The sequence below is a fragment of the Pseudomonas sp. 1152_12 genome, from assembly GCF_052850675.1.
Genome location: NZ_VXCW01000011.1, coordinates 17,227 through 38,843, shown reverse-complemented (window position 1 = coordinate 38,843; position 21,617 = coordinate 17,227). Strand labels below are relative to the sequence as shown.

Below are 21,617 nucleotides of genomic sequence, written 5' to 3'. Positions count from 1 at the left end.
ATAGAGGCAAGATATGCCCGTGAGTCTGGATCGTACCGATAGAGCGCTGTTGAATGCCTTACAAGGCAACGCCCGGCTGACCGTGGCCGAGCTGGCTGAGCGGGTTTCGTTGACGACGTCGCCGTGTTGGCGGCGGGTGCGTAACCTTGAAGAGAGTGGGGTGATCAGCGGGTATCAGGCGATCTTGTCACCCAAGGCGTTGGGGTATGGGGTGACGGCCTTTGTCAGCATTATGATGGAAAGTCATACCCAGGAGATTGCTCGGGCGTTTGAGCAGCGGTTGTTGGAGATCCCTGAGATTGTGGCGTGTCATAACGTGTCGGGGCGCTATGATTTTTTGCTTGAAGTGGTGGCCAGGGACCTGGAATCGTTCGGCGAGTTTGCCCGCGAGGTGTTGCAGACGTTGCCTTGTGTTAAGGAGATTTATTCGAGTTTTTCGTATAAGTCGGTGAGGCGTTTGCGGGTGATTCCTTTGCCTGGTTGATAGGAGTACATGTCCGTTGCTGTGGTAACGGCGGCCTAGTAGCCGACCTGAGTGATTGAAGCAAAAGCACAGCAACAACAGAGCTGTTTTTCTGCGTGGCTTGCCTGCGATGCAGACTCCTGGGTACATCGGCACTGAGATCCAAACGTGGGCGAGGTGCGCAGTGGTGGGATGTACCCAACCCACCCCATTGGCCACCCAATCTTCCCCAAAATTGGATATTCCTCCCGCCCCTCGCGATACCTACTCTAGCCACCAATCCCCACCGTTCTGGAGTACCACCATGCAAGCCCGTACCGATTTCTACACTGCCTCCCCAGACGCCATGAAAGCCATGCTCGACCTGGAAGCCGCAGTCGGCAAACTGTCCATCGAACTGCCGCTGCTGGAACTGATCCGCCTGCGCGTCTCGCAAATCAACGGCTGTGCCTTCTGCCTCGACATGCACACCGCCGACGCCCGCAAAGGCGGCGAAACCGAGCGCCGCCTCTATACCGTTTCCGCGTGGCGCGAAACGCCATTCTTCACCCCACGTGAACGCGCTGCCCTGGCCTGGGCCGAAAGCCTCACCCTGATCAGCCATACCCACGCCCCGGATGCAGACTTCACCGCATTGGCCGCCGAATTCAGCGCCAAAGAACAAGTCGACCTGAGCGTAGCCATCGCCACCATCAACAGCTGGAACCGCCTGGCTGTGGGCTTTCGCAAGATGCCTAAGTAAGCCTTCAGCGTGACTTGAAATACCCGCGTGGCGTGGTGCCGGTCATGCCCTTGAAAAAAGCAATCAACGCGCTGTCACTGGCAAAGCCCAGCGCGAACGCGCAGTAGCCCAGGCTACGGCCGCTCGCAAGCAGTTCGATGACCCGCATCAAACGCCACTGTTGGCGCCATTGCTGATACCCCAGGCCGGTTTCGCGCAGGAAAATCCGGCCGATGGTCTTGGCGCTGGCACCAATCTGCTTTTCCAGGTCTTGCAGGGTTGGCGGCAGCGTTTCGAGATCGACCAACAACGGTGCCAGGCGCTTGTCCTGCGGCAAGGGCAGGAGCATCGGTTGCTCGGTAGCCGCCTGGATTTCGTCCAGGCACAGCCCCAATAAATGAGCGTACCGGCCGGCCTGCCAGTCGGTCTCGAAGGGCGCCATCGCCATCGGTTCCAGCACCGCGCGCAACAAGGCGCTCACCTCAATCACCCGTACCTGTTTCGGCAATTGCTCGGCCAGCGCCGGGCTCACATACACCGAACGGTAATCCACGGTTTTGTGCATCACCGCGCGATGGGGGACGCCGCAGGGTATCCACGCCGCGCGCGTAGGCGGCAGCAGGCACAGTTGGTTGTCCAGGGTGATACGGGTGCAGCCTTGCTGAGTGAACAGCAGTTGCCCACGTTGGTGCTGGTGCAGGCCGGAGTCATGGTCGCCAAGCACGGCGGCGATGCCGATGACCGGGGCCGTCAAGCGGTCGGGATCGAAAGATGCGGTGGCGGCAAGCCAGGTCATAGGTTGTCCGATTCGATGGATAAATTGTCAAAGTTTGGATAATACCCCAGTCGCCAATCCTTACACTCCTTGCGCTGTTAAATGGGAGTGAGCGGGTAATGAACGTTAAAAATCTGTTGGTGCTGGCGATGGCGTTGCTGATGTTTCCGCAACTGGCCCAAACGCTGTATAGCCCGGCCCTGGGTGACATTGGCCGGGCCTTTGCGGTTGGGCCTGAACGGGCAGGGCAGACACTGTCGGTGTACTTCCTGGCGTTCGCCTTCGGCGTTGTGGTGTGGGGTCGGCTGTGTGATCGCTGGGGGCGGCGGCCGGTGATGTTGGTTGGGTTGGCGCTGTACGTTGGCGCCTCGGCGCTGGCCTTGAACATAACGACGTTCAACGCTCTGCTGCTGGCCCAGGCCGTGGCGGCGTTTGGCGCTGCCGTGGGTTCGGTCGTCACGCAGACGCTGCTGCGAGACCGCTACCATGGCGCCGAACTGGCTCAAGTGTTTTCGCTGATGGGCATTGCCCTGGCTGCCAGCCCGGCACTGGGTCTGTTCAGTGGCGCGACCCTGGTGCAACACTTTGGCTATCGCGGCGTGCTCACCGGTTTACTGCTGCTCGCGCTGGCGTTGTGGGGGTGGTGCCTGTGGGCTTTGCCCGAGACGCGACCTTCGTCGTTGCCGACGGCATCGCTGCCTCAGACCTTGGGCCTGATGCTCAAGGACCCGGAGATATGGCGTTCGGTCGGCTTGGTGGCGGCGTTCAATATTGCACTGTTCGGTTATTACAGCGTGGGCCCGTTTATCTTCGCGCGACTGGGGTTGTCTGCCGCCGAGTTCGGCTACAGCGGTGTGCTGCTGGCGCTGGGGTCTGGGCTTGGCGCGTGGCTGAACACGTGCTTGCTCAAGCGCGGCATGAACGGTGAGCAGTTGGTGCTGACCGCTGCAGGTATCGCGGTGCTGGGCGGTTTGTTGGTACTGCTGTTGCAGCACAGCTGGTTATTCGTAGCGCCGATGTTGCTGGTGGTGTTGGCGTTCGGCATGGCGATTCCCAATGTGCTGGGGGCCGCGTTGGTCGCCTATCGCGATCGGCTGGGCACCGCCGCTGCGCTGTTTGGCTTGATGTATTACCTGCTGATCGGTGCCGGACTCAGCCTGGTGGCCTGGGCCCAGGACCTGGGTTGGAGCCTGTTGATCTGCGGCCTGGCGGCGCTGTGCCTGGCAGCGCCGCGGGTGTTCAGAAGTTGACCGAAGCACTCAGTCGCGCCGTCAACGGCGCGCCCTGGAACAGGTAGTCATCGCCCATGTATTCGCCCGCGTCTCGCCAATAGCGCGTGTCGAACAGGTTGTCGACGCTCAGGCGAAACACCGTCTCATAGCCATCGAGTTTGGTGGTGTAGCGACTGCCGACATTGACCACCGCGTAATCCCCCACCTCAACGTTGCCGCTGCGGTTGGCGGACTTCTTGGCGCTGTATTGCACGCCGCCAAGCACGGCCAACCCGTTCACCCACGGCAGGGCGTAGTCGGCGTACACGCTGGCGCGCAGTTTGGGCACGTTGATCGCCTGGTGGCCTTCGTAATCCGGCGTGCCGCTGCCGTTCACCCGCGCGCGAATCGCCGCCACGCTGGTTGCGATTTGCAGGCGGTCGGTGGCCCAGCCGTTGGCCGACAATTCAATCCCGGTGTTCTTTTGCTGGCCCTGTTGCACGTAGGTGAACTCGACACCTTCGGGCTTGGCGTATTGATAGGCCTGGCGCGTCTGGAACACAGCGGCGGCGAAGCTGATACGGCGCCAGTCGTATTTCACCCCGGCTTCGATTTGGCGTGAGACGGTTGGGGCTAAAGTGTCACCTTTATTGGTGGCGAACCAAGGCGCCGTACCGCCCAGTGACAGACCCTTGCTGTAGCTGGTGTACAGCGAGATGTTTTCCACTGGCTTATAGATCAGCGAGGCTTGCGGCAAGAATACGTATTGCTGCGTGTGGCGATTTTCGTTGCCATTCACATCGAAGGCTTTTTCATCCAGACGCACCTCGCGACCACCGAGGATGGTTTGCCATTGCTCGTTGAAGCGGATGCGGTCGGTGACGAACAGCCCATATTGGCGGCTGTCGAGGTTGCGGTGGCTGTCGTTCAGCGGTTTATCGGTGGGTGTGAAGGTGGGGGCATCTTCGTTGATATTGCCGCTGCCGATGTATTCGTTGACCGCGTCGCGCTTGTCGATCACCCGGCGAAAAGCGCTGGTGCCAAAGGTCAGTTCATGGCCCAGGCCTGCGGTGTCGAACAGCCCGGTCATGGCTGCCTGGATTTCATCGTCGCGGCGGGTGTCGTCGGGGCTGCGGTAGTCGTAGATGTCGTAGTCACCCTCAGGGCTGAAGGTGTTGGCGTTACAGCTGCCTACGTAGTAACAGCCCCACGTAAACGAGCTGTAATCATCAATCACCACCTTGCTGCGCGCCGCACTCACGCTGCCTTTCCACTGATCGCTGAAGCGGTACTCGAACTTGCCGTTGAGGTTCAGCGACTCAATGCCGACCTGCTTGGAACCACTCTGGTGGCCCAACAGTTTTTTCGGCGACGCGTCGTGCGGCACTTCGGTTGCGCCCAACAACTGATAACCCGGCACCGAACGCTGTTGCTTATTCTGGTATTCCGCATCCAGTTGCAGCAGCGCATCGGAGCTGATGTTCCAGTCGAAAGCCAGGGACACAAAATCCCGTTGGCCATTGGCGTGTTCCACATAAGTATTGAGGTCTTCATGGGCGACGTTGGCGCGCAGGCCAAACTGCTGCTCGCTGCCAAACCAGCCGCCGACATCGGTGGCGACATAGCCGCTGCCGCGATCATCGGTGGACACCGTTACCGAGCGCACATCCTCCGGGCGCTTGGTCACGTAGTTGATCACGCCGCTGGGCTCGGAAATCCCGCTTTGCAGCCCGGCCAGGCCTTTGAGCACTTCCACTTGCTGCTTGTTTTCCAGGGCGACGTTCTGTTCGCCGGTGATGGTGCGCCCGTTGATCTTGTAGCTGCTCGCCGCGTTCAGCGAAAAGCCGCGCACCACGAAGTTTTCGTAGTAGCCGATGGGGGCGTAGCTGTCGCCCACCGAGGCGTCGTTGCGCAGCACTTCACTGAGTAGACGGGCCTGCTGGTCCTTGATCATGGCGGCGTTGATCACGGTGATCGAGGCAGGCGTGTCGAGCAACGGCGCTTCATCGAAGCCACCGACCGAGGCGGTGTCGGTGCGATACCCCGATTCATCCTGACCCTGGACGTTCACCACCGGCAGTTCTATTTCAGCTGCCAGGCTGCTACCGATACCGCCGCTGAGCAGCAGGCCGAGGGCGAAACGTGAAGTGACGACGGGGCGAAAACGCAAAACCATGGGGCAAGGCCTTAAAGCGCAGGGCGGGGGGGCGCATAAGCTAGGTGGATCGACTGGGTTTTACAAGTGATTGAGAGTGGTTCTGTCACATCGCTCCCACAGGGCGATTGCATTTCAGCTGGAACGCTTGAGCGTCTCGCTCGGCAGCTCTTGGAACAACACCCGATAGCTATTGGAAAACCGCCCCAAATGCCAGAACGACCAATTCATCGCCACTTCGGCCACGGTGGTGGCGGTTGAACTCAGCAACTCACGCCGCGCCCCGTTCAACCGCCGCAAGCGCAACCACTGCGCCGGGCTCATCCCGGTGTAGGTCTTGAAGCCTTGCTGCAATTGGCGCAACGGCACACCGGCAATCTGCGCCAGCGCCAGCAGGTTGACGGTTTCATCCGGCGCATCCGCCGCCCACTCGCCGATACGCGCCATCAACTGGCGTTCTTCGCTGCGCCGTTGCAACGAACTGCGATCCAGGCACACGCAGGCATTGTCGAGGATAAACAGACAGTCATCGAGCAACTGCTGGGTGAGAGCATCGCGGCTGATCGGGTCGACCGTCGCCGATAACCGTGTGAGGGTGCCACTGAGCCAGCGGGTGAACAGTGCGTTCTGCTGACAGGTCAGCGGGGCCATGAACAGCCCTTCAAGTCTGGCCACATCCAGGCCATGGCGCTGCACAAATTGCGGGCCGAACACCACCGCCACTTCGCGGTAGTTTTCCGGGGTGATCCAGGTGTTGTGGCTTTCACCATTGAGCATGTACAGCGCGTTATCGCTGCCATCGAAACAGAACGCCAACGAGCCGGGCGGCGCGTTGAAATGCTGCTCCACGCGGGTGTTCATGCACTCTTCGTACACCTGCACGCCTTGCAGGTCGAGGTAGCGAACCTGCCCGGCAAAATGCCCTGGGGACATCTGCTGGTACTGCTGCACCCAACCGGGTGTCGCACTGCATTGAGCGGCCACATCACCGGTGGTGAAGGCCTGTACGCGCAAAGCTGTTGCCTGTGTCATGGGTGATCCGTGCGCACTCTATTGGTGCGTTGTGCTGCGTGCAAAGTGGATAGATGCCGTTACACGGCTGGCCCAAGATAGACCTCAATGCGCCAGGAGTACAAGCCGACGCATCATCCAACCCATGACGAGGTCCTTATGAATGCCCCCTTCGATCAGCTGCACGCCTGGCTGAAAGAACACAAGATTACCGAAGTCGAATGCGTGATCAGTGATTTGACTGGCATCGCACGCGGCAAGATTGCGCCCACCAATAAGTTCCTGCATGAGCGAGGCATGCGCCTGCCGGAAAGTGTGTTGCTGCAAACGGTGACCGGGGATTTTGTTGACGACGATATCTACTACGACCTGCTCGACCCGGCCGACATCGATATGATCTGCCGCCCGGTGGTCAACGCCACATACGTCATCCCCTGGGCGATTGAACCCACCGCCATCGTGATCCACGACACCTTCGACAAGCACGGCAACCCTATCGAATTGTCGCCGCGCAACGTGCTGAAAAAGGTCCTGCAGCTATATACCGAGCAAGGCTGGCAGCCGATTGTCGCGCCGGAAATGGAGTTCTACCTGACCCAGCGTTGTGAAGACCCGGACCTGCCGCTGAAAACCCCGGTGGGTCGTTCCGGACGCGCCGAAACGGGCCGCCAGTCGTTCTCCATCGATGCCGCCAACGAGTTTGACCCGCTGTTCGAAGATGTCTACGACTGGTGCGAACTGCAGGGCCTGGACCTCGATACGCTGATCCACGAAGACGGCCCGGCGCAGATGGAAATCAACTTTCGCCACGGCGACGCGCTGGACCTGGCCGACCAGATCACCGTGTTCAAACGCACCCTGCGCGAGGCCGCACTCAAGCACGACGTGGCGGCGACGTTTATGGCCAAGCCAGTGGGTGACGAGCCGGGCAGCGCCATGCACCTGCACCAGAGCGTGGTGGACATTGCCACCGGCAAACCGGTGTTTGTCGACGCGGATGGCAAGATGAGCCCATTGTTTTTGCACCACATTGGCGGGCTGCAAAAATACATCCCCAAGCTGCTGCCGATGTTCGCGCCCAACGTCAATTCGTTCCGCCGCTTTCTGCCGGACACCTCGGCGCCCGTCAACGTCGAATGGGGCGAAGAAAACCGCACTGTCGGCCTGCGCGTGCCGACCTCCAGTCCCGATGCGATGCGCGTGGAAAACCGCCTGCCGGGCGCGGATGCCAACCCCTACCTGGCAATCGCGGCCAGCTTGTTGTGCGGCTACCTGGGCATGATCGAAAAGATCGAGCCGAGCGCGCCGGTGGAAGGCCGCGCCTACGAGCGCCGCAACCTGCGCCTGCCATTTACCCTCGAAGACGCACTGGCGCGGATGGAAGATTGCGCCACGGTCAAGCAGTACCTGGGCGATAAATTCGTGCGCGGCTATGTCGCGGTAAAACGCGCCGAGCATGAAAATTTCAAGCGGGTGATCAGTTCCTGGGAGCGCGAGTTCCTGCTGTTGAGCGTCTAAAAAAACTAAAGGGGTGTGGATATGTGTCTTGTGAAAAAGCTTCTCCCGCTGGCCCTGGTGGCTATATTCAGCAGCACCAGCGAAGCCGCACAAACGGTAAGTGTCTACAACTGGACCGACTATATCGGCGAGACCACCTTGGCTGACTTCCAGGCCAAGACCGGGATCAAGGTGATCTACGACGTATTCGACTCCAACGAGACCCTGGAAGGCAAGCTGCTCGCTGGGCGCACCGGCTATGACGTGGTGGTGCCGTCCAACCACTTCCTTGCACGCCAGGTAAAAGCCGGCGCGTTCATGACACTGGATCGTTCGCAACTGCCAAACTTCAAGAACCTCGACCCCAAGTTGCTCAAGTTGCTGGAGAAAAACGACCCTGGCAACGCGCACTCGGTGCCGTACCTGTGGGGCACCAATGGCATCGGCTATAACGTCGACAAGGTCAAACAGGTGCTGGGCGTCGACCACATCGATTCGTGGGCGGTGCTGTTCGAACCGCAGAACATCAAGAAGCTGCACGAGTGCGGCGTCGCCTTCCTCGACTCGGCAGATGAACTGTTCCCGGCGATCCTCAACTACATGGGCAAGGACCCGCGCAGCGAGAACCCCGAGGACTACAAACAGGCTGAAGCCAAGCTGTTGACGTTGCGGCCCTACATCACCTATTTCCACTCCTCCAAGTACATATCGGATTTGGCCAACGGCGATATTTGCGTGGCCTTCGGCTATTCAGGCGACGTATTCCAAGCGGCCAACCGCGCCAAGGAAGCCAAGAACGGCGTGAACATTGCCTACTCGATTCCCAAGGAAGGCTCCAACCTGTGGTTCGACTTGCTGGCGATTCCCGCCGACGCGAGCAACCCGAAAGAAGCTCACGCCTTTATTAATTACCTGCTCGAGCCAGAGGTGATCGCCAAGGTCAGCGCCTCGGTCGGTTATGCCAACGCCAACCCGGCCGCCAAACCCTTAATGGCCCCAGAGCTGGTGAACAACCCTGAGGTGTACCCGTCCCAGGAAGTACTCGACAAACTGTATATTTCCACCACGCCGACCCCGGCGACCATGCGCCTGATGACCCGCGCCTGGAGCAAAGTGAAGACCAATAAATGATGCAGTCCCAAGACCACGCCCGGTCGTATTACCGCGCTTCGGCCAATGCCATGCCGCAGCGTCCATCGCTGGGCACTGACTTGAGCGCCGACGTGTGTGTGATCGGCGGTGGTTTCACTGGCGTGAACACCGCTATCGAACTGGCCCAGCGCGGTCTCTCGGTGATCCTGCTGGAGGCTCGGCGCATTGGCTGGGGCGCCAGCGGGCGCAATGGCGGGCAGTTGATTCGTGGCATCGGCCATGACGTGTCGGGGTTCACCAAATACGTAGGCGAGGAGGGTGTGCGTTACTTGGAGCGCGCCGGGATTGATTCAGTGGCGCTGGTGGGCGCGCGTATTCGTGAGCATGGCATCGACTGCGACCTGCGCTGGGGCTTCTGCGAGTTGGCCAACACCGCGGCGCAGTTTGCTGCGTTCAGCGGCGAACAGGCGCACCTGGCGGCGCTTGGGTACAGCCATGAAACCCGTCTGGTAGGGCCGCAGGATATGCCGCAGGTGGTGGCCTCGACAGGCTATGCCGGCGGCCTGGTGGACATGGGCTCCGGGCATCTGCACCCGCTGAATCTGGTATTGGGTGAGGCACAGGTGGCGGAGCGGCTGGGGGTGCGGATTTTTGAACAGACCCAGGTGCTCGAACTGAAGCACGGTGACACCGTAGAGGTGCGTTGCGCCGGCGGCACGGTGCGCGCCGCCCACCTGGTGCTGGCGTGCAATGCTCACTTGGACGAATTGGAGCCGCGACTAAGTGGCAAGGTGCTTCCAGCGGGCAGTTACATCATCGCTACCGAGCCACTGTCCGAGGCCGTCGCCCAGCAATTGATTCCGCAAAACCTGGCGCTGTGCGACCAGAAAGTCGGCCTGGATTACTATCGGCTTTCTGCCGATCGACGCGTGTTGTTCGGCGGTGCCTGTCATTACTCCGGGCGTGATCCGGTGAATATCGCTGCGTATATGCAACCGAAGCTGCTCAAAGTGTTCCCGCAGTTGGCAGGCACCGCCATCGAGTTCCAGTGGGGCGGCAAGATTGGCATTACCGCTAACCGCTTTCCCCAAGTTGGGCAACTCAAGCAATACCCGAATGTGTTCTATGCCCAGGGCTATTCCGGGCATGGGCTCAACGTGACGCATTGGTGTGCAAAGCTGTTAGCCGAAGCTATTCATGCCGGTCACAGCCAGGGCCTGGATATTTTCAGCCAGGTGCCGCACATGACGTTTCCGGGCGGCAAGGCGTTGCGCTCGCCCCTGCTGGCGCTGGGGATGTTATGGTTTCGCTTGCGCGAGAGGGTGAGCTGATGCGCCGCGATCCACATGTGGGAGGGTATTTGCGCCCACCTTTAAAACATGGTCAGCCTGCGGGTTCGGTGACTACCGGCGGGCGCCTGATTTTCCTGTCTTCTGCGACCACAGGTGCTGCGTTGCGGGTCGACAGCCTGGCGATCTGAATTCATTTTATTTTTTGGAGTATTTATTGTGGCGACAGCTTCTTCTGTAATCGAGGTTCCGGTTTCGGCCGATCAGGTCTGGCAATTGATTGGCGGCTTCAACGCGCTGCCGGATTGGCTGCCGCTTATCGTCAAGAGCGAGGCGAGCGACGGTGGGCGTGTGCGTCACCTGGAAACGGCGGACGGCGGTGTAGTGGTCGAGCGTTTGCAGCGCTTTGATAACGTGGCGCGCACGTACAGCTACACCATTGAGCAGTCGCCGTTTCCGGTGAGTGCTTACCTGGCGACGTTGCAGGTTGAGGCGTTGACGCAGGCGTCGGCAAAAGTGACCTGGTCCGGCGTGTTCACCCCCGTCGCCGGCACTACGGATGCGGCGGTCGAAGAGTTGTTTGCCGGTGTGTACGGCGGTGGGCTTGAGGCGCTGCGCGCAAACTTCCCGGCCTGATCTGATCCGACAGACAGTTGAGATCTAATGTGGGAGGGGGCTTGCTCCCGATGGCAGTGCGTCAGTCAGCAGAAATATCGACTGAACCACCGCTATCGAGAGCAAGCTCCCTCCCACATTTTTTTGCCCAAGGTAACCTTCAGGCTTCGGGCATTAACTGTTGCCGACACTCCAGCACCAACCGCGCGCCACCACTCTGGCTGCTGCCGACCTCCAGCTTGAACCCATGCAAGTTGATGATCGCTGCCACAATCGACAAGCCCAACCCGAACCCGCCTTGCTGGTCGCTTTCATCCACGCGATAGAAGCGCTGAAACACCGCGTTGCGCTCCGCTGCCGGAATGCCTGGGCCTGAGTCGTGCACTTCGATGCGCGTGCTGCCGGCATCATTGACGCCACGCAAGATCACTTCACCGCCAGATGGCGAGAACTTGATCGAGTTGCTCAATAGGTTGGCCAAGGCTTCGAACAACAGTGCGCGGTCGCCGGTGATCCACGGCAGCGAGTCGGGCACTTCAAGGCGTAGCTGCAGTTCGCCTTCTTCGGCCAGTGGCAGGTAAAAATCATGCAGCTCGCGCAATAACGGCAGCGGGTCCATCACCAGGAAACCCGAGCGGCGCTGGTGGTCTTCCAACTCCGAGATGCGTAACAGCCCACGAAAGCGCGCCATCAGCGTGTCGGTTTCGGCAATCGCGTCGTCGAGTTTCACCGCGTAGACGGAGTTTTCCTCTGCCTCTTGTTTGATGCGGTAGAGCTGCGCACGCAAGCGCGTCAGTGGCGTGCGCAGATCGTGGGCGATGTTGTCGCACACGCCCTTGACCTCATTCATCAGTTTCTCGATGCGGTCGAGCATGGCGTTGACGATGGCAGCGAGCATATCCAGTTCGTCGCGTCGATCGGACAGCGGCAGACGGTGCGTCAGGTCGCCGGCGACGATGGCCTCGGCACTGGCCTGAATCCCGCGAATACGCCGCAACGGGCGACGGCGTAACAAATGCCAGCCGGCGGCGCCGGGGATAATGGTCAAAGAGAGCGCCCACAACAGCGCATGCCAGATGATTCGAGTTACGCCAAACAGTGAACCGTTGGCGCGCACCAGTATTAGCCAGCGGCCGTCTTCGGTGTGGGTGGCGACGGCGTCGCAGCTGTCTTTGGGCAGTTTCGGGTCGTTGGATTCGACACAATGGGTCAGGGCGTGGATCTTGCCGTCCAGCGGCAGGTCGGGCGGCACCGCGCGGATCGGTCCGCTCAACGGCCGAAATTGCTCATCGAACAGGCCATAGGCGTCCACGCCCTTCATATCGAAGGTCATGCTGGTGGTCAGCGCATCCACCAACTCTTCGCCGTCGAAGCGTTGGAACAGGTGCTGGCGCTGCATCAGCGAGTGGCGCGACAAGTCGCCCAGATAGCCCGACACTTCGTAGTACAGCACCCCCATGAGGATGCAGCTCCAAGCCACAAACAGCGAACTGTAGAGCGCCAGCAAGCGGCTGCTGGAGGAACGCCAGCCCTTAGAGGGGTTCAGCAATGACATAACCGGAACCTCGTACCGTGCGGATCAGCGGCGTGAGGCCCGGTGGATCGATTTTCTTGCGCAGGCGACCGATGTGCACGTCGATCAGGTTGGTGCCCGGGTCGAAGTGATAACCCCAGACTTCCTCGAAGATCATCATCCGCGACAGGATCTGGCCGGTGTTACGCATCAGGAATTCAAGCAATTTGTATTCGGTGGGCAGCAGGCTCAGCGGCTGTTCGGCGCGGCTGGCTTCGCGGCTGATCAGGTTCAGTTCCAGGTCGGCCACGCGCAGGGCGGTCTCGAACTCCTTGACTGTACTGTTGCGCCGCAGCAGCACTTCGACGCGGGCGGCCATCTCGTCGGAAGCGAACGGCTTGGTCAGGTAGTCATCGCCACCGGCCCGCAGGCCCCGCACCCGCTCGTCAACATCGGAGAGGGCACTGATCATCAGGATCGGCGTCGACACTCCAATGGTACGCAAGGTCGTGACGATGGCTAGGCCATCGAGTTCCGGCAGCATACGGTCGAGGGTGATCAGATCGTAATCACCACTCACAGCACGGACCAGGCCTTCGCGGCCGTTGTCCACCCAATCCACATCCAGTCCATGGCTACTCAGCTCGGCGACGATCTCTCGAGCTGTTACGGCGTCATCCTCGATAGTCAAAATACGGGTCATAGGATTACCTGGTGAGCGATACACACTAGAAGTGCGGACATTTTGCCAAGAAGTAGCTGAATGTTTCCTAAATTAAACTTCATCTTGGCAAGACTGACGCAATTTTGATTGCGAGCGCGGGGCCCTGAGGGCGCGTTCGTGGAGATAATGCATAAAGCACGCTCTCTTAGGTCATTTCTTGCAACTTGCATGGTTCAAGTGAGTTCAGTTTTTTTAACTTGTTGAAATATAAAGAATTTATTTTTCTGTCGGCTGGCATGGTGCCTGCACTGTCCCTTTTGCGAGTTGTAACACTATTTTTCCTGCCGGGAGCAAAACAACAATGATTTCATCCTCATCCACGCTGCAAGAGTCGAGTACGCACTCCGGGGTTTCTTGGGGGGCGATTTTCGCTGGTGCCGCTGCCGCGGCTGCACTGTCGCTGATTCTGGTGTTGCTGGGCTTCGGCCTGGGCTTTTCGGCGGTGTCGCCGTGGGCCGACAGCGGTATCAGTGCCAAGGGGCTTGGCATTTCTACGATTGTCTGGCTGGCGTTCACCCAGATCATCGCGTCGGGCCTGGGCGGTTATATCGCCGGGCGGTTGCGCGTGAAATGGGCCAACATGCATGGCGATGAGGTGTACTTTCGCGACACCGCCCACGGTTTTCTCGCTTGGGCAGTCGCTACGTTGGTCACCGCGATACTGGTGGTCGGTTCGGTCAGCAGCGTAGTGAGCGGCGGCGTTAAAGCCGGTGCGGGCGTTGCTTCCAGTGCCGCCAGCGGCCTGACCCAGGCAGCGGGCAGTGCCGCCAAAGGCGCCAGCAGTGGTGATTTTGGTTACTACGTCGACAGCCTGTTTCGCGATGACCGCCCAGCCGCCGTCAGCGATGACGCCGTGCATGGCGTCGTAGCGCGCATCTTCACTCGTACCCTGAGCAACGACGGCCAACTGGCGCCGGAAGACCGTACCTACCTGGCCCAGTTGATCAGCCAACGCACCAACCTCAGCCAAGCCGACGCCGAAGCGCGCATCGACAAGGTTTACGGTGATGCACGAAAAGCCATCGAAGACGCCAAGCTTAAAGCCAAACAAGCCGCCGATACCGCTGCGAAAGTGGCTGCCTATACCTCGCTGTGGACCTTTATCGCGCTGTTGATCGGCGCATTCTTCGCCAGCTTCGCTGCAACCTTCGGCGGCCGTCGTCGTGATGCCGTGGTGTATGTCGACACTGAAAACAACGTTCGTTAATTAAGGAGAACATCATGCGCTCATTACTGCTTTGGTTCCTCGGCGTACCCATCCCGGTCATCATCCTGATCGCGATCTTCATGCACTAAACCTGAGCCAGGCTCGGTCCCCGTGGGAGGGGGCTTGCTCGCGATAGTAGGGCGTCAGTCGCCAACCCTGTTGGCTGACCCACTGCTATCGGGAGCAAGCCCCCTTCCACAGGTGATCTTCAGTGCCAGAAGATCAGTCATCAAACCCCACCTGCTCATGAATCTCATCCACCTTCAACTCCAACCGATACGCCACCGCAATAAACAACGCCTGGCATAGGCACAGCGTGGCGCTCAGCGAGCGAAACGCAAACGACGACCCCTCATTCACCAACAGCACCGCGTTCGCTCGCTTGGCCAGGGGCGACAGGTTGCTGTCGGTAATGATCAGGGTCTTGGCCTGATGATGCTGGGCAATCCTCAAGCAGTGCTGAGTCTCTTTGCCATACGGTGTAAAGCTGATCGCAATCACCAGGTCATTGGCGCGCACGCTGCGCATCTGCTCGCGATAACTGCCGCCCAAACCGGAGATCAGGTGAATGCGCTTGTTGGTGTGCTGCAGGTTGTAGACCAGGTAATCGGCTACCGCGAAGGAACGGCGCACACCGACCACATAGATATTGTCGGCGTTGACCACCAGGTCTACGGCTTTCTCGAAGGCCACATCATCCAGCTCCAGGCCCAAGCGCTCAATGCCGGAGAGGGTGGCATTCACGCATTCGCGCGCCAGGTCGCCGCCGCTGGCCTTCTGCGACTTGTTGGCGATCATGCTGCGGATACGCTGTTGGTAGTTCTGCACCGGCGTGGTCTTGTGAGTGTAGGCCTCGCGGAACAGCGCCTGCATTTCACTGAACCCACTGAAACCGAAACGCTGGGAGAACCGCACGATGGCCGACGGGTGCACTTCGCATTCGCGGGCGATGTCGCTGATGCGGTCGACCATGATCCGGTCGCTCTGCTGGCTCATATAGCTGGCGATGCGTTTGAGTTGGCGTGGCAGGCTCTCGTATTCGTCGGTGATCAGCTGCAACAGGCGCTCGGCATTGATCGGAGGGCTGGCGATAGTGTCTTCCAGGGTGGTCTCGGGATCGGTGCGGGACATGGGCAATCCTTCTGGCGTGTTCTTCTGATGCGCTGATGGGTGGGCGCAAGTCTACAGGGTAGGCGCAAAAAAATACCTTGGCATCACGGTGCAAGTCGCCAGCTGAAACGATGCAGGACTGCTGGCATGCCATTATGCTGGCGTATTGGAAAAAATATTCCACTAAAAATAATTATGGAATAAATATTGATTGCGGCCGCCGGACGTTCTAGTCTGCTCTCACCAAGAGCGTGTGCCGTCACCACGGCGGCACCACGTAGGCTGATAAAAATAACAGGAGCCAGCATGGGCCAGACTCGTTTTGCCAGTGGGCGTCAATTGGATCTGATTTGCCTCGGGCGCTTGGGCGTCGACCTATATGCGCAGCAAGTTGGTGCGCGGCTTGAGGACGTGTCCAGCTTCGCCAAGTACCTCGGCGGGTCCTCCGCCAATATCGCCTTCGGCACCGCGCGGTTGGGGCTCAAGTCAGCGATGCTGAGCCGGGTAGGGGACGACCATATGGGCCGTTTCCTGGTGGAATCCCTGGCCCGCGAAGGCTGCGATGTCAGCGGCATCAAGGTCGATCCGGAACGCCTCACCGCGTTGGTGCTGTTGGGCCTCAAGGACCGCGAAACCTTCCCGCTGGTGTTCTACCGCGAAAACTGCGCCGATATGGCCTTGCGCGCCGAAGACATCAGCGAAGCCTTTATTGCCTCCAGTAAAGCCTTACTGATCACCGGCACGCATTTCTCCACCGACGGCGTGTACAAGGCCAGCATTCAAGCCCTGGATTACGCGGCCAAGCACAACGTCAAGCGCGTGCTCGATATCGACTACCGCCCGGTGCTGTGGGGCCTGGCGGGCAAGGCAGATGGCGAAACGCGGTTTGTCGCCGACCAGAACGTCAGCCAGCACGTGCAGAAAATTTTGCCGCGCTTTGACCTGATCGTCGGCACCGAAGAAGAGTTTTTAATCGCCGGCGGCAGTGAGAATTTGCTTACCGCGCTGCGCACCGTACGTGAGCTGACCCCGGCTACCCTGGTGGTCAAGCTCGGCCCGCAGGGCTGCACGGTGATCCACGGCGCAATTGCGGCGCGCTTGGAAGACGGCGCAATCTACCCCGGCGTGCGCGTTGAAGTGCTTAACGTGCTGGGGGCCGGCGATGCATTCATGTCGGGCTTCCTCAGCGGCTGGCTCAAGGATGCCAACGACGAACGTTGCAGCCAGTTGGCCAATGCCTGCGGCGGCCTGGTGGTATCCCGCCACGCCTGCGCACCGGCCATGCCCACGCCTGCCGAATTGGATTACTTGTTCAACAGCCCGGTGCCCATTACCCGACCCGATCAAGACGTCACCCTGCAACGCCTGCACCGTGTCACGGTGCCGCGCAAAGCCTGGAAGCAGCTGTTTGTGTTTGCCTTTGATCACCGCTGGCAACTGGTGGACCTGGCGCAAAAAGGCGGCCGGGACCCAGCCTGCATCAGCGACATCAAGCAGCTGTTTATCCAAGCCATCGAACGCGTCGAGTGCAAACTGCGCGAGCAAGGTGTCGAAGCCGATGTGGGCCTGTTGGCCGACCAGCGCTTTGGTCAGGACGCGCTCAACGCCGCCAGTGGTCGCGGCTGGTGGATCGCCCGCCCGGTAGAGGTGCAGAACTCACGGCCGCTGGCGTTCGAGCACGGCCGTTCGGTGGGCAGCAATTTGACCGCCTGGCCCCAGGAGCAAATCATCAAGTGCCTGGTGCAATATCACCCCGATGACGAGCCAATGTTGCGCCTGGAGCAGGAAGCGCAACTGAAAGCGGTGTACGAAGCGTCGGTGGTCAGCGGCCATGAGCTGCTGCTGGAAGTCATCCCGCCCAAGGATCACCCCTCGACCTATCCCGATGTGCTCTATCGCAGCCTTAAGCGCTTGTACAACCTGGGTATCTACCCGGCGTGGTGGAAGATCGAGGCGCAGTCGGCCGAGGATTGGAAAAAGCTCGACGAACTGATCCAGGAGCGCGACCCGTACTGCCGTGGCGTGGTGCTGCTGGGCCTGAACGCCTCGGCCGAGTTTCTCGCCGACGGCTTCCAGCAAGCCAGTAAGAGCACTACCTGCCGAGGTTTCGCCGTTGGCCGCACGATCTTCCAGGAACCCAGCCGCGCGTGGATGGCGGGGGAAATTGATGATGAAACCCTGATCCAGCAGGTGCAGGGTACATTCGAACAGCTCATCAACGCCTGGCGTAGCGCCCGAACCTGAACACAGTCTTTAACTTGAAATGCAATCAAATGTGGGAGCCGGGCTTGCCCGCGATGCAGGCGACTCGTTCCACCTGCCAAGCCGATGTGATGCTATCGCAGGCAAGCCAGCTCTCACATAAAGCCAGATCTCAGTGATAGCTGAAATACAACAAAAAGGTGCAGCCATGCCCGCAATCCGAATTGGCATCAACCCGATCTCCTGGAGCAACGACGACCTGCCGGCCCTGGGCGGTGAAACGCCTCTGAGCACGGCCCTTGGCGAAGGCAAGGAGATCGGCTACGAAGGTTTTGAGCTCAACGGCAAATTCCCCAAGGACGCCAAAGGCGTCGGCGATGTGCTGCGCCCCTATGACCTGGCGTTGGTCTCCGGCTGGTATTCCAGCCGCCTGGCGCGGCGCTCGGTGGCGCAAGAAATCGAGGCCATCGCGGGCCACGTCGAACTGCTGAAACTCAACGGCGCCAAGGTGTTGGTCTACGGCGAAGTCGCCGATTCGATTCAAGGCTCCAATGTGCGCCTGATCGAACGCCCGCGTTTTCACAGTGAACACGCCTGGCAGGACTACGCCGACAAACTCACTGAGTTGGCGCGCTTCACCCTGTCCCAAGGCGTGCGCCTGGCCTATCACCATCATATGGGCGCCTACGTCGAATCCCCCGAAGACATTGACCAACTTATGAGGCGAACGGGCCCGGAAGTGGGCTTGCTGTTCGATTCGGGCCACTGCTACATGGGTGGCGGTGAGCCCATCAAGGTACTGCGCAAACACATCGAACGTATCTGCCACGTGCATTTCAAGGACGTGCGCAAATCGGTGGTGCAGCTGGCGCGCAACCAGATGTGGAGCTTTCCCGACTGCATTGTCAACGGCACCTTCACCGTGCCTGGCGACGGCGATATCGACTTTGCCGAGTTGCTCGATGTGCTGCTGGCCGCCCAGTACGAAGGTTGGCTGGTGGTCGAAGCCGAGCAGGACCCGGCCGTGGCGCCCAGTTATATCTATGCGAAAAAGGGCTATGACACCTTGCGCGCGCTGCTCAACGAGAGGACTAAGTGATGAGCTTGTTGGTCAAAAGCAGCAAACGCGGGCAAACCATGGTCGCCTTGGAAGAAGGGCGCTTGGAATACGTCGGCTTTGCCGCCTACCGCCTGAGCCTGGGCGAAACCCTGCCGGTCACGGCCGGTGATCAGGAGTTGTGCCTGGTGCTGCTCAGCGGCCGGGTGACTATCGAAGGCGAGGGGTTCAACTGGCAGAACCTTGGTGATCGCCAGTCGGTATTCGAAGACAAATCACCCTTCGCCGCCTATCTGCCGCCAGGCACCGACGCGCAAATCACGGCCTTGAGCGACGTGCAAATCGCCGTTTGCGCCGCGCCCGGTGCGCCGGGTTTCGAACCGCGCCTGATCCGCCCCGAACAGTGTAAACGCAGCGTGCGCGGCAAGGGCGCCAACACCCGTTATGTGTGCGACATCCTGCCCGACAGCGAGCCGGCCCATTCGCTGTTGGTGGTGGAAGTGCGCACGCCGTCGGGCCACTCCTCGAGCTACCCGCCGCACAAGCACGACACCGACGACCTGCCGTACCAGAGCTTTCTTGAAGAAACCTATTACCACCAGGTCAACCCGCCCCAGGGCTTCGTGTTCCAACGCGTGTACACCGACGACCGCAGCATCGACCAGGCCATGGCCGTGGAAAACAGCGACCTGGTGGTGGTGCCCAAGGGATATCACCCGGTCAGCGTGCCGTATGGCTACGAGTCGTATTACTTGAACGTAATGGCCGGCCCCAAGCGCGCCTGGCATTTCCACAACGACCCGCAGCACAGCTGGCTGCTGGACCTCTAAGCGGTTGGAATGGAGAGCAATAACGATGAAGTCGCCTCGCTCAGCCGGCTACTTGTCGTTTGAACCGTTTGCCGAAAGCGTGCAGGTGCTGGCGGATATTCAGCACGCGATTGGCGCAAGTATCGCCCACTTACAGAATTCTCGAGCCTGACGCCGATCAACCTGTGGTTGATCGACAGATTTGCATTCATACAAGGTGCGAACATGACCACAACACGATTGACCATGGCCCAGGCCCTGGTGAAGTTTCTGGATAACCAATACATCGAAGTCGATGGCGTGCAGAGCAAGTTTGTCGCCGGGGTTTTTACCATTTTCGGTCACGGCAACGTGCTCGGCCTGGGCCAGGCGTTGGAGCAGGACAGCGGCGACCTGGTGGTGCATCAAGGCCGCAATGAGCAGGGCATGGCCCACGCCGCCATCGGCTTTGCCAAGCAGCACCTGCGCCGCAAGATCTACGCGTGCACCGCCTCCGTAGGCCCAGGTGCGGCGAATATGCTCACCGCCGCTGCAACCGCCACCGCCAACCGTATTCCGTTATTGCTGTTGCCCGGCGATGTCTACGCCAGCCGCCAGCCTGACCCGGTGCTGCAGCAGATTGAGCAGTTTCATGACCTGAGCATCAGCACCAACGATGCCTTCCGTTCCGTGAGCAAATACTGGGACCGTATCAACCGCCCCGAGCAACTGATGACGGCGGCGATCCACGCCATGCGCGTACTCACCGACCCGGCGGAAACCGGCGCCGTTACCTTGGCCTTGCCGCAGGATGTGCAGGCCGAAGCCTGGGACTATCCTGACTATTTTCTGCAGAAACGTGTGCACCGTATTGAGCGGCGTCCGGCGACCAAAGCGATGATCGGTGACGCGGTGGCCGCCTTCCGGGGCAAACGCAAGCCGCTGATCATCTGTGGCGGCGGGGTTAAGTATTCCGGCGCGAATGCCGCGCTGCAGGCCTTTGCCGAGCGCTTTGATATTCCCTTCGCCGAAACCCAGGCAGGCAAGAGCGCGGTGGTGTCCAGCCATCCGCTGAACCTGGGTGGCGTCGGCGAGACCGGCTGCCTGGCGGCCAACCTGCTGGCGCCCGAAGCGGACCTAATCATCGGTATCGGCACGCGTTACACCGACTTCACCACCTCATCAAAGTCACTGTTCAAGCACCCTGAGGTGAAGTTTCTCAACCTGAACATCAGCCCTTGCGACGCCCTGAAACTCGACGGTGTACAAGTGCTGGCGGACGCGCAGGTTGCCCTCCAAGCGCTGGCCGATGCCTTGGGTGATTACCGTGCCGGTTGGGGCGAGCAGATCCGCGACGCCAAGGCGCAGTTGGATGCGGAAGTGGACCGCGTGCATCAGGTTCAATACCAGGGTGACGACTTTGTGCCCGAGGTCGATGACCACCTGGACCGCGCCGTATTGCGCGAATTTATCGAGCTGACCGGCTCGTGCCTGACCCAAAGCCGCGTACTCGGCGTGCTCAACAGCACGTTGGCCGACGATGCGATCATCGTCGCCGCCGCCGGCAGCCTGCCCGGCGACTTGCAACGCAGCTGGCGCAGTAAAGGCGTCAATACCTACCACGTCGAATATGGCTATTCCTGCATGGGCTACGAGATCAATGCGGCCCTGGGTGTGAAGCTGGCCGAACCGTCTAAGGAGGTTTACGCCTTGGTCGGCGATGGCTCCTACATGATGCTGCATTCGGAACTGGCCACCTCGATCCAGGAGCGGCGCAAGATCAATGTGGTGTTGCTCGACAACATGGCCTTCGGTTGTATCAATAACCTGCAGATCGGCAACGGCATGGACAGCTTCGGCACGGAGTTCCGTTATCGCAACCCCGAGAGCGGCAAGCTCGACGGCGGCCTGGTACCGGTGGATTTCGCCATGAGTGCGGCGGCCTATGGCTGCAAGACCTACAAAGTCAGCAGCGTGGAGCAACTCGAAGCGGCGCTGGCCGATGCACGCACGCAGACGGTGTCGACGCTGATCGACATTAAGGTGCTGCCCAAGACCATGATCCACGGCTACCTGTCGTGGTGGCGGGTGGGTGTGGCCCAGGTGTCGACCAGCGAGCGCACGAATGCCGCTGCGAAAAAACTCAATGAACAGCTGGCGAAAGCCCGGCAGTACTAATAACAAGAG

The 21,617-nt window shown here is 60.1% G+C and carries 19 protein-coding genes and 1 pseudogene; 13 read left to right on the top strand and 7 right to left on the bottom strand.

Going from position 1 to position 21,617, the window contains the following annotated elements:
- The first annotated feature begins 13 nt into the window (after nt 1–13).
- Both FW764_RS20650 and FW764_RS20645 read left to right on the top strand, forming a co-directional pair.
- On the top strand, nt 14–484 hold the full coding sequence (locus tag FW764_RS20650) for an Lrp/AsnC family transcriptional regulator (RefSeq protein ID WP_446435463.1): 471 nt from the start codon (nt 14–16) through the stop codon (nt 482–484).
- 283 nt (nt 485–767) lie between these two features.
- Nucleotides 768–1,205, top strand: a complete 438-nt coding sequence (locus FW764_RS20645; protein WP_446435462.1) for a carboxymuconolactone decarboxylase family protein — start codon at nt 768–770, stop codon at nt 1,203–1,205.
- A gap of 4 nt (nt 1,206–1,209) precedes the next feature.
- On the opposite strand, the gene FW764_RS20640 is transcribed toward FW764_RS20645, so the two are convergent.
- A complete protein-coding gene (locus FW764_RS20640; RefSeq protein WP_446435461.1) occupies nt 1,210–1,980 on the bottom strand; it encodes an AraC family transcriptional regulator in 771 nt (256 codons plus the stop codon).
- Between the two features lie 98 nt (nt 1,981–2,078).
- Between FW764_RS20640 and FW764_RS20635 the strand changes: the two genes are divergently transcribed.
- Nucleotides 2,079–3,209, top strand: coding sequence for an MFS transporter (locus FW764_RS20635; protein WP_446435460.1), 1,131 nt, complete (start codon nt 2,079–2,081; stop codon nt 3,207–3,209).
- Here the strand turns inward: FW764_RS20635 and FW764_RS20630 are convergent.
- Together FW764_RS20630 and FW764_RS20625 are read right to left on the bottom strand one after the other, a co-directional pair.
- The gene (locus FW764_RS20630) at nt 3,199–5,346 is read right to left on the bottom strand and encodes a TonB-dependent siderophore receptor (protein WP_446435459.1); all 2,148 of its coding nucleotides are present in this window, start codon (nt 5,344–5,346) and stop codon (nt 3,199–3,201) included. The two genes, FW764_RS20635 and FW764_RS20630, sit on opposite strands and share 11 nt — an antisense overlap.
- 114 nt (nt 5,347–5,460) lie before the next feature.
- Nucleotides 5,461–6,357 (bottom strand): helix-turn-helix domain-containing protein, encoded by an 897-nt coding sequence (locus tag FW764_RS20625; protein ID WP_446435458.1) that lies wholly within the window; start codon nt 6,355–6,357, stop codon nt 5,461–5,463.
- Between the two features lie 138 nt (nt 6,358–6,495).
- On the opposite strand from FW764_RS20625, the gene FW764_RS20620 reads away from it, so the two are divergent.
- The 4 genes from FW764_RS20620 to FW764_RS20605 all read left to right on the top strand — a co-directional run bounded on the left by FW764_RS20620 (nt 6,496) and on the right by FW764_RS20605 (nt 10,850).
- Complete coding sequence (locus FW764_RS20620) at nt 6,496–7,854, top strand: glutamine synthetase family protein (RefSeq protein ID WP_446435457.1); 1,359 nt, start codon at nt 6,496–6,498, stop codon at nt 7,852–7,854.
- Nucleotides 7,855–7,875: 21 nt separating this feature from the next.
- The gene (locus tag FW764_RS20615; protein ID WP_446435456.1) at nt 7,876–8,964 is read left to right on the top strand and encodes a polyamine ABC transporter substrate-binding protein; all 1,089 of its coding nucleotides are present in this window, start codon (nt 7,876–7,878) and stop codon (nt 8,962–8,964) included.
- Nucleotides 8,961–10,256, top strand: a complete 1,296-nt coding sequence (locus FW764_RS20610; protein ID WP_446435455.1) for an NAD(P)/FAD-dependent oxidoreductase — start codon at nt 8,961–8,963, stop codon at nt 10,254–10,256. The genes FW764_RS20615 and FW764_RS20610 overlap by 4 nt, the downstream gene beginning before the upstream one ends.
- A 177-nt stretch (nt 10,257–10,433) precedes the next feature.
- Nucleotides 10,434–10,850 carry an SRPBCC family protein gene (locus tag FW764_RS20605; protein WP_446435454.1) on the top strand — a complete coding sequence of 139 codons (417 nt, stop codon included), beginning with the start codon at nt 10,434–10,436 and terminating at the stop codon, nt 10,848–10,850.
- A gap of 139 nt (nt 10,851–10,989) precedes the next feature.
- On the opposite strand, the gene FW764_RS20600 is transcribed toward FW764_RS20605, so the two are convergent.
- Nucleotides 10,990–12,384: a sensor histidine kinase gene (locus FW764_RS20600; RefSeq protein WP_446435453.1), complete on the bottom strand. Its 1,395-nt coding sequence runs from the start codon at nt 12,382–12,384 to the stop codon at nt 10,990–10,992.
- Nucleotides 12,362–13,045, bottom strand: coding sequence for a response regulator transcription factor (locus FW764_RS20595; protein WP_083358060.1), 684 nt, complete (start codon nt 13,043–13,045; stop codon nt 12,362–12,364). Before FW764_RS20595 ends, FW764_RS20600 begins: the two co-directional genes overlap by 23 nt.
- 322 nt (nt 13,046–13,367) lie before the next feature.
- Here FW764_RS20595 and FW764_RS20590 point away from each other — a divergent pair, with 322 nt between their 5' ends.
- Nucleotides 13,368–14,273 (top strand): hypothetical protein, encoded by a 906-nt coding sequence (locus tag FW764_RS20590; protein WP_446435452.1) that lies wholly within the window; start codon nt 13,368–13,370, stop codon nt 14,271–14,273.
- Nucleotides 14,274–14,495: 222 nt separating this feature from the next.
- Here FW764_RS20590 and FW764_RS20585 read toward each other — a convergent pair whose 3' ends face one another.
- Both FW764_RS20585 and FW764_RS20580 read right to left on the bottom strand, forming a co-directional pair.
- Nucleotides 14,496–15,404: a MurR/RpiR family transcriptional regulator gene (locus tag FW764_RS20585; protein ID WP_017136418.1), complete on the bottom strand. Its 909-nt coding sequence runs from the start codon at nt 15,402–15,404 to the stop codon at nt 14,496–14,498.
- 83 nt (nt 15,405–15,487) lie between these two features.
- A complete protein-coding gene (locus FW764_RS20580) occupies nt 15,488–15,691 on the bottom strand; it encodes a hypothetical protein (protein WP_446435451.1) in 204 nt (67 codons plus the stop codon).
- Between FW764_RS20580 and FW764_RS20575 the strand changes: the two genes are divergently transcribed.
- The 5 genes and pseudogenes from FW764_RS20575 (at nt 15,690) to iolD (ending at nt 21,608) form a co-directional block, all read left to right on the top strand.
- Nucleotides 15,690–17,627: a bifunctional 5-dehydro-2-deoxygluconokinase/5-dehydro-2-deoxyphosphogluconate aldolase gene (locus tag FW764_RS20575; protein ID WP_446435450.1), complete on the top strand. Its 1,938-nt coding sequence runs from the start codon at nt 15,690–15,692 to the stop codon at nt 17,625–17,627. The genes FW764_RS20580 and FW764_RS20575 overlap by 2 nt on opposite strands.
- A gap of 166 nt (nt 17,628–17,793) precedes the next feature.
- Nucleotides 17,794–18,684, top strand: coding sequence for a myo-inosose-2 dehydratase (iolE, locus tag FW764_RS20570; RefSeq protein WP_446435449.1), 891 nt, complete (start codon nt 17,794–17,796; stop codon nt 18,682–18,684).
- Nucleotides 18,684–19,472, top strand: a complete 789-nt coding sequence (iolB, locus tag FW764_RS20565; RefSeq protein ID WP_446435448.1) for a 5-deoxy-glucuronate isomerase — start codon at nt 18,684–18,686, stop codon at nt 19,470–19,472. The genes iolE and iolB overlap by 1 nt, the downstream gene beginning before the upstream one ends.
- Before the next feature lie 46 nt (nt 19,473–19,518).
- Nucleotides 19,519–19,623 (top strand): annotated as a pseudogene (locus FW764_RS20560) (TIM barrel protein); the annotation flags it as partial.
- Nucleotides 19,624–19,676: 53 nt separating this feature from the next.
- Nucleotides 19,677–21,608: a 3D-(3,5/4)-trihydroxycyclohexane-1,2-dione acylhydrolase (decyclizing) gene (iolD, locus tag FW764_RS20555; RefSeq protein WP_446435447.1), complete on the top strand. Its 1,932-nt coding sequence runs from the start codon at nt 19,677–19,679 to the stop codon at nt 21,606–21,608.
- The last annotated feature ends 9 nt before the right edge of the window (nt 21,609–21,617 follow it).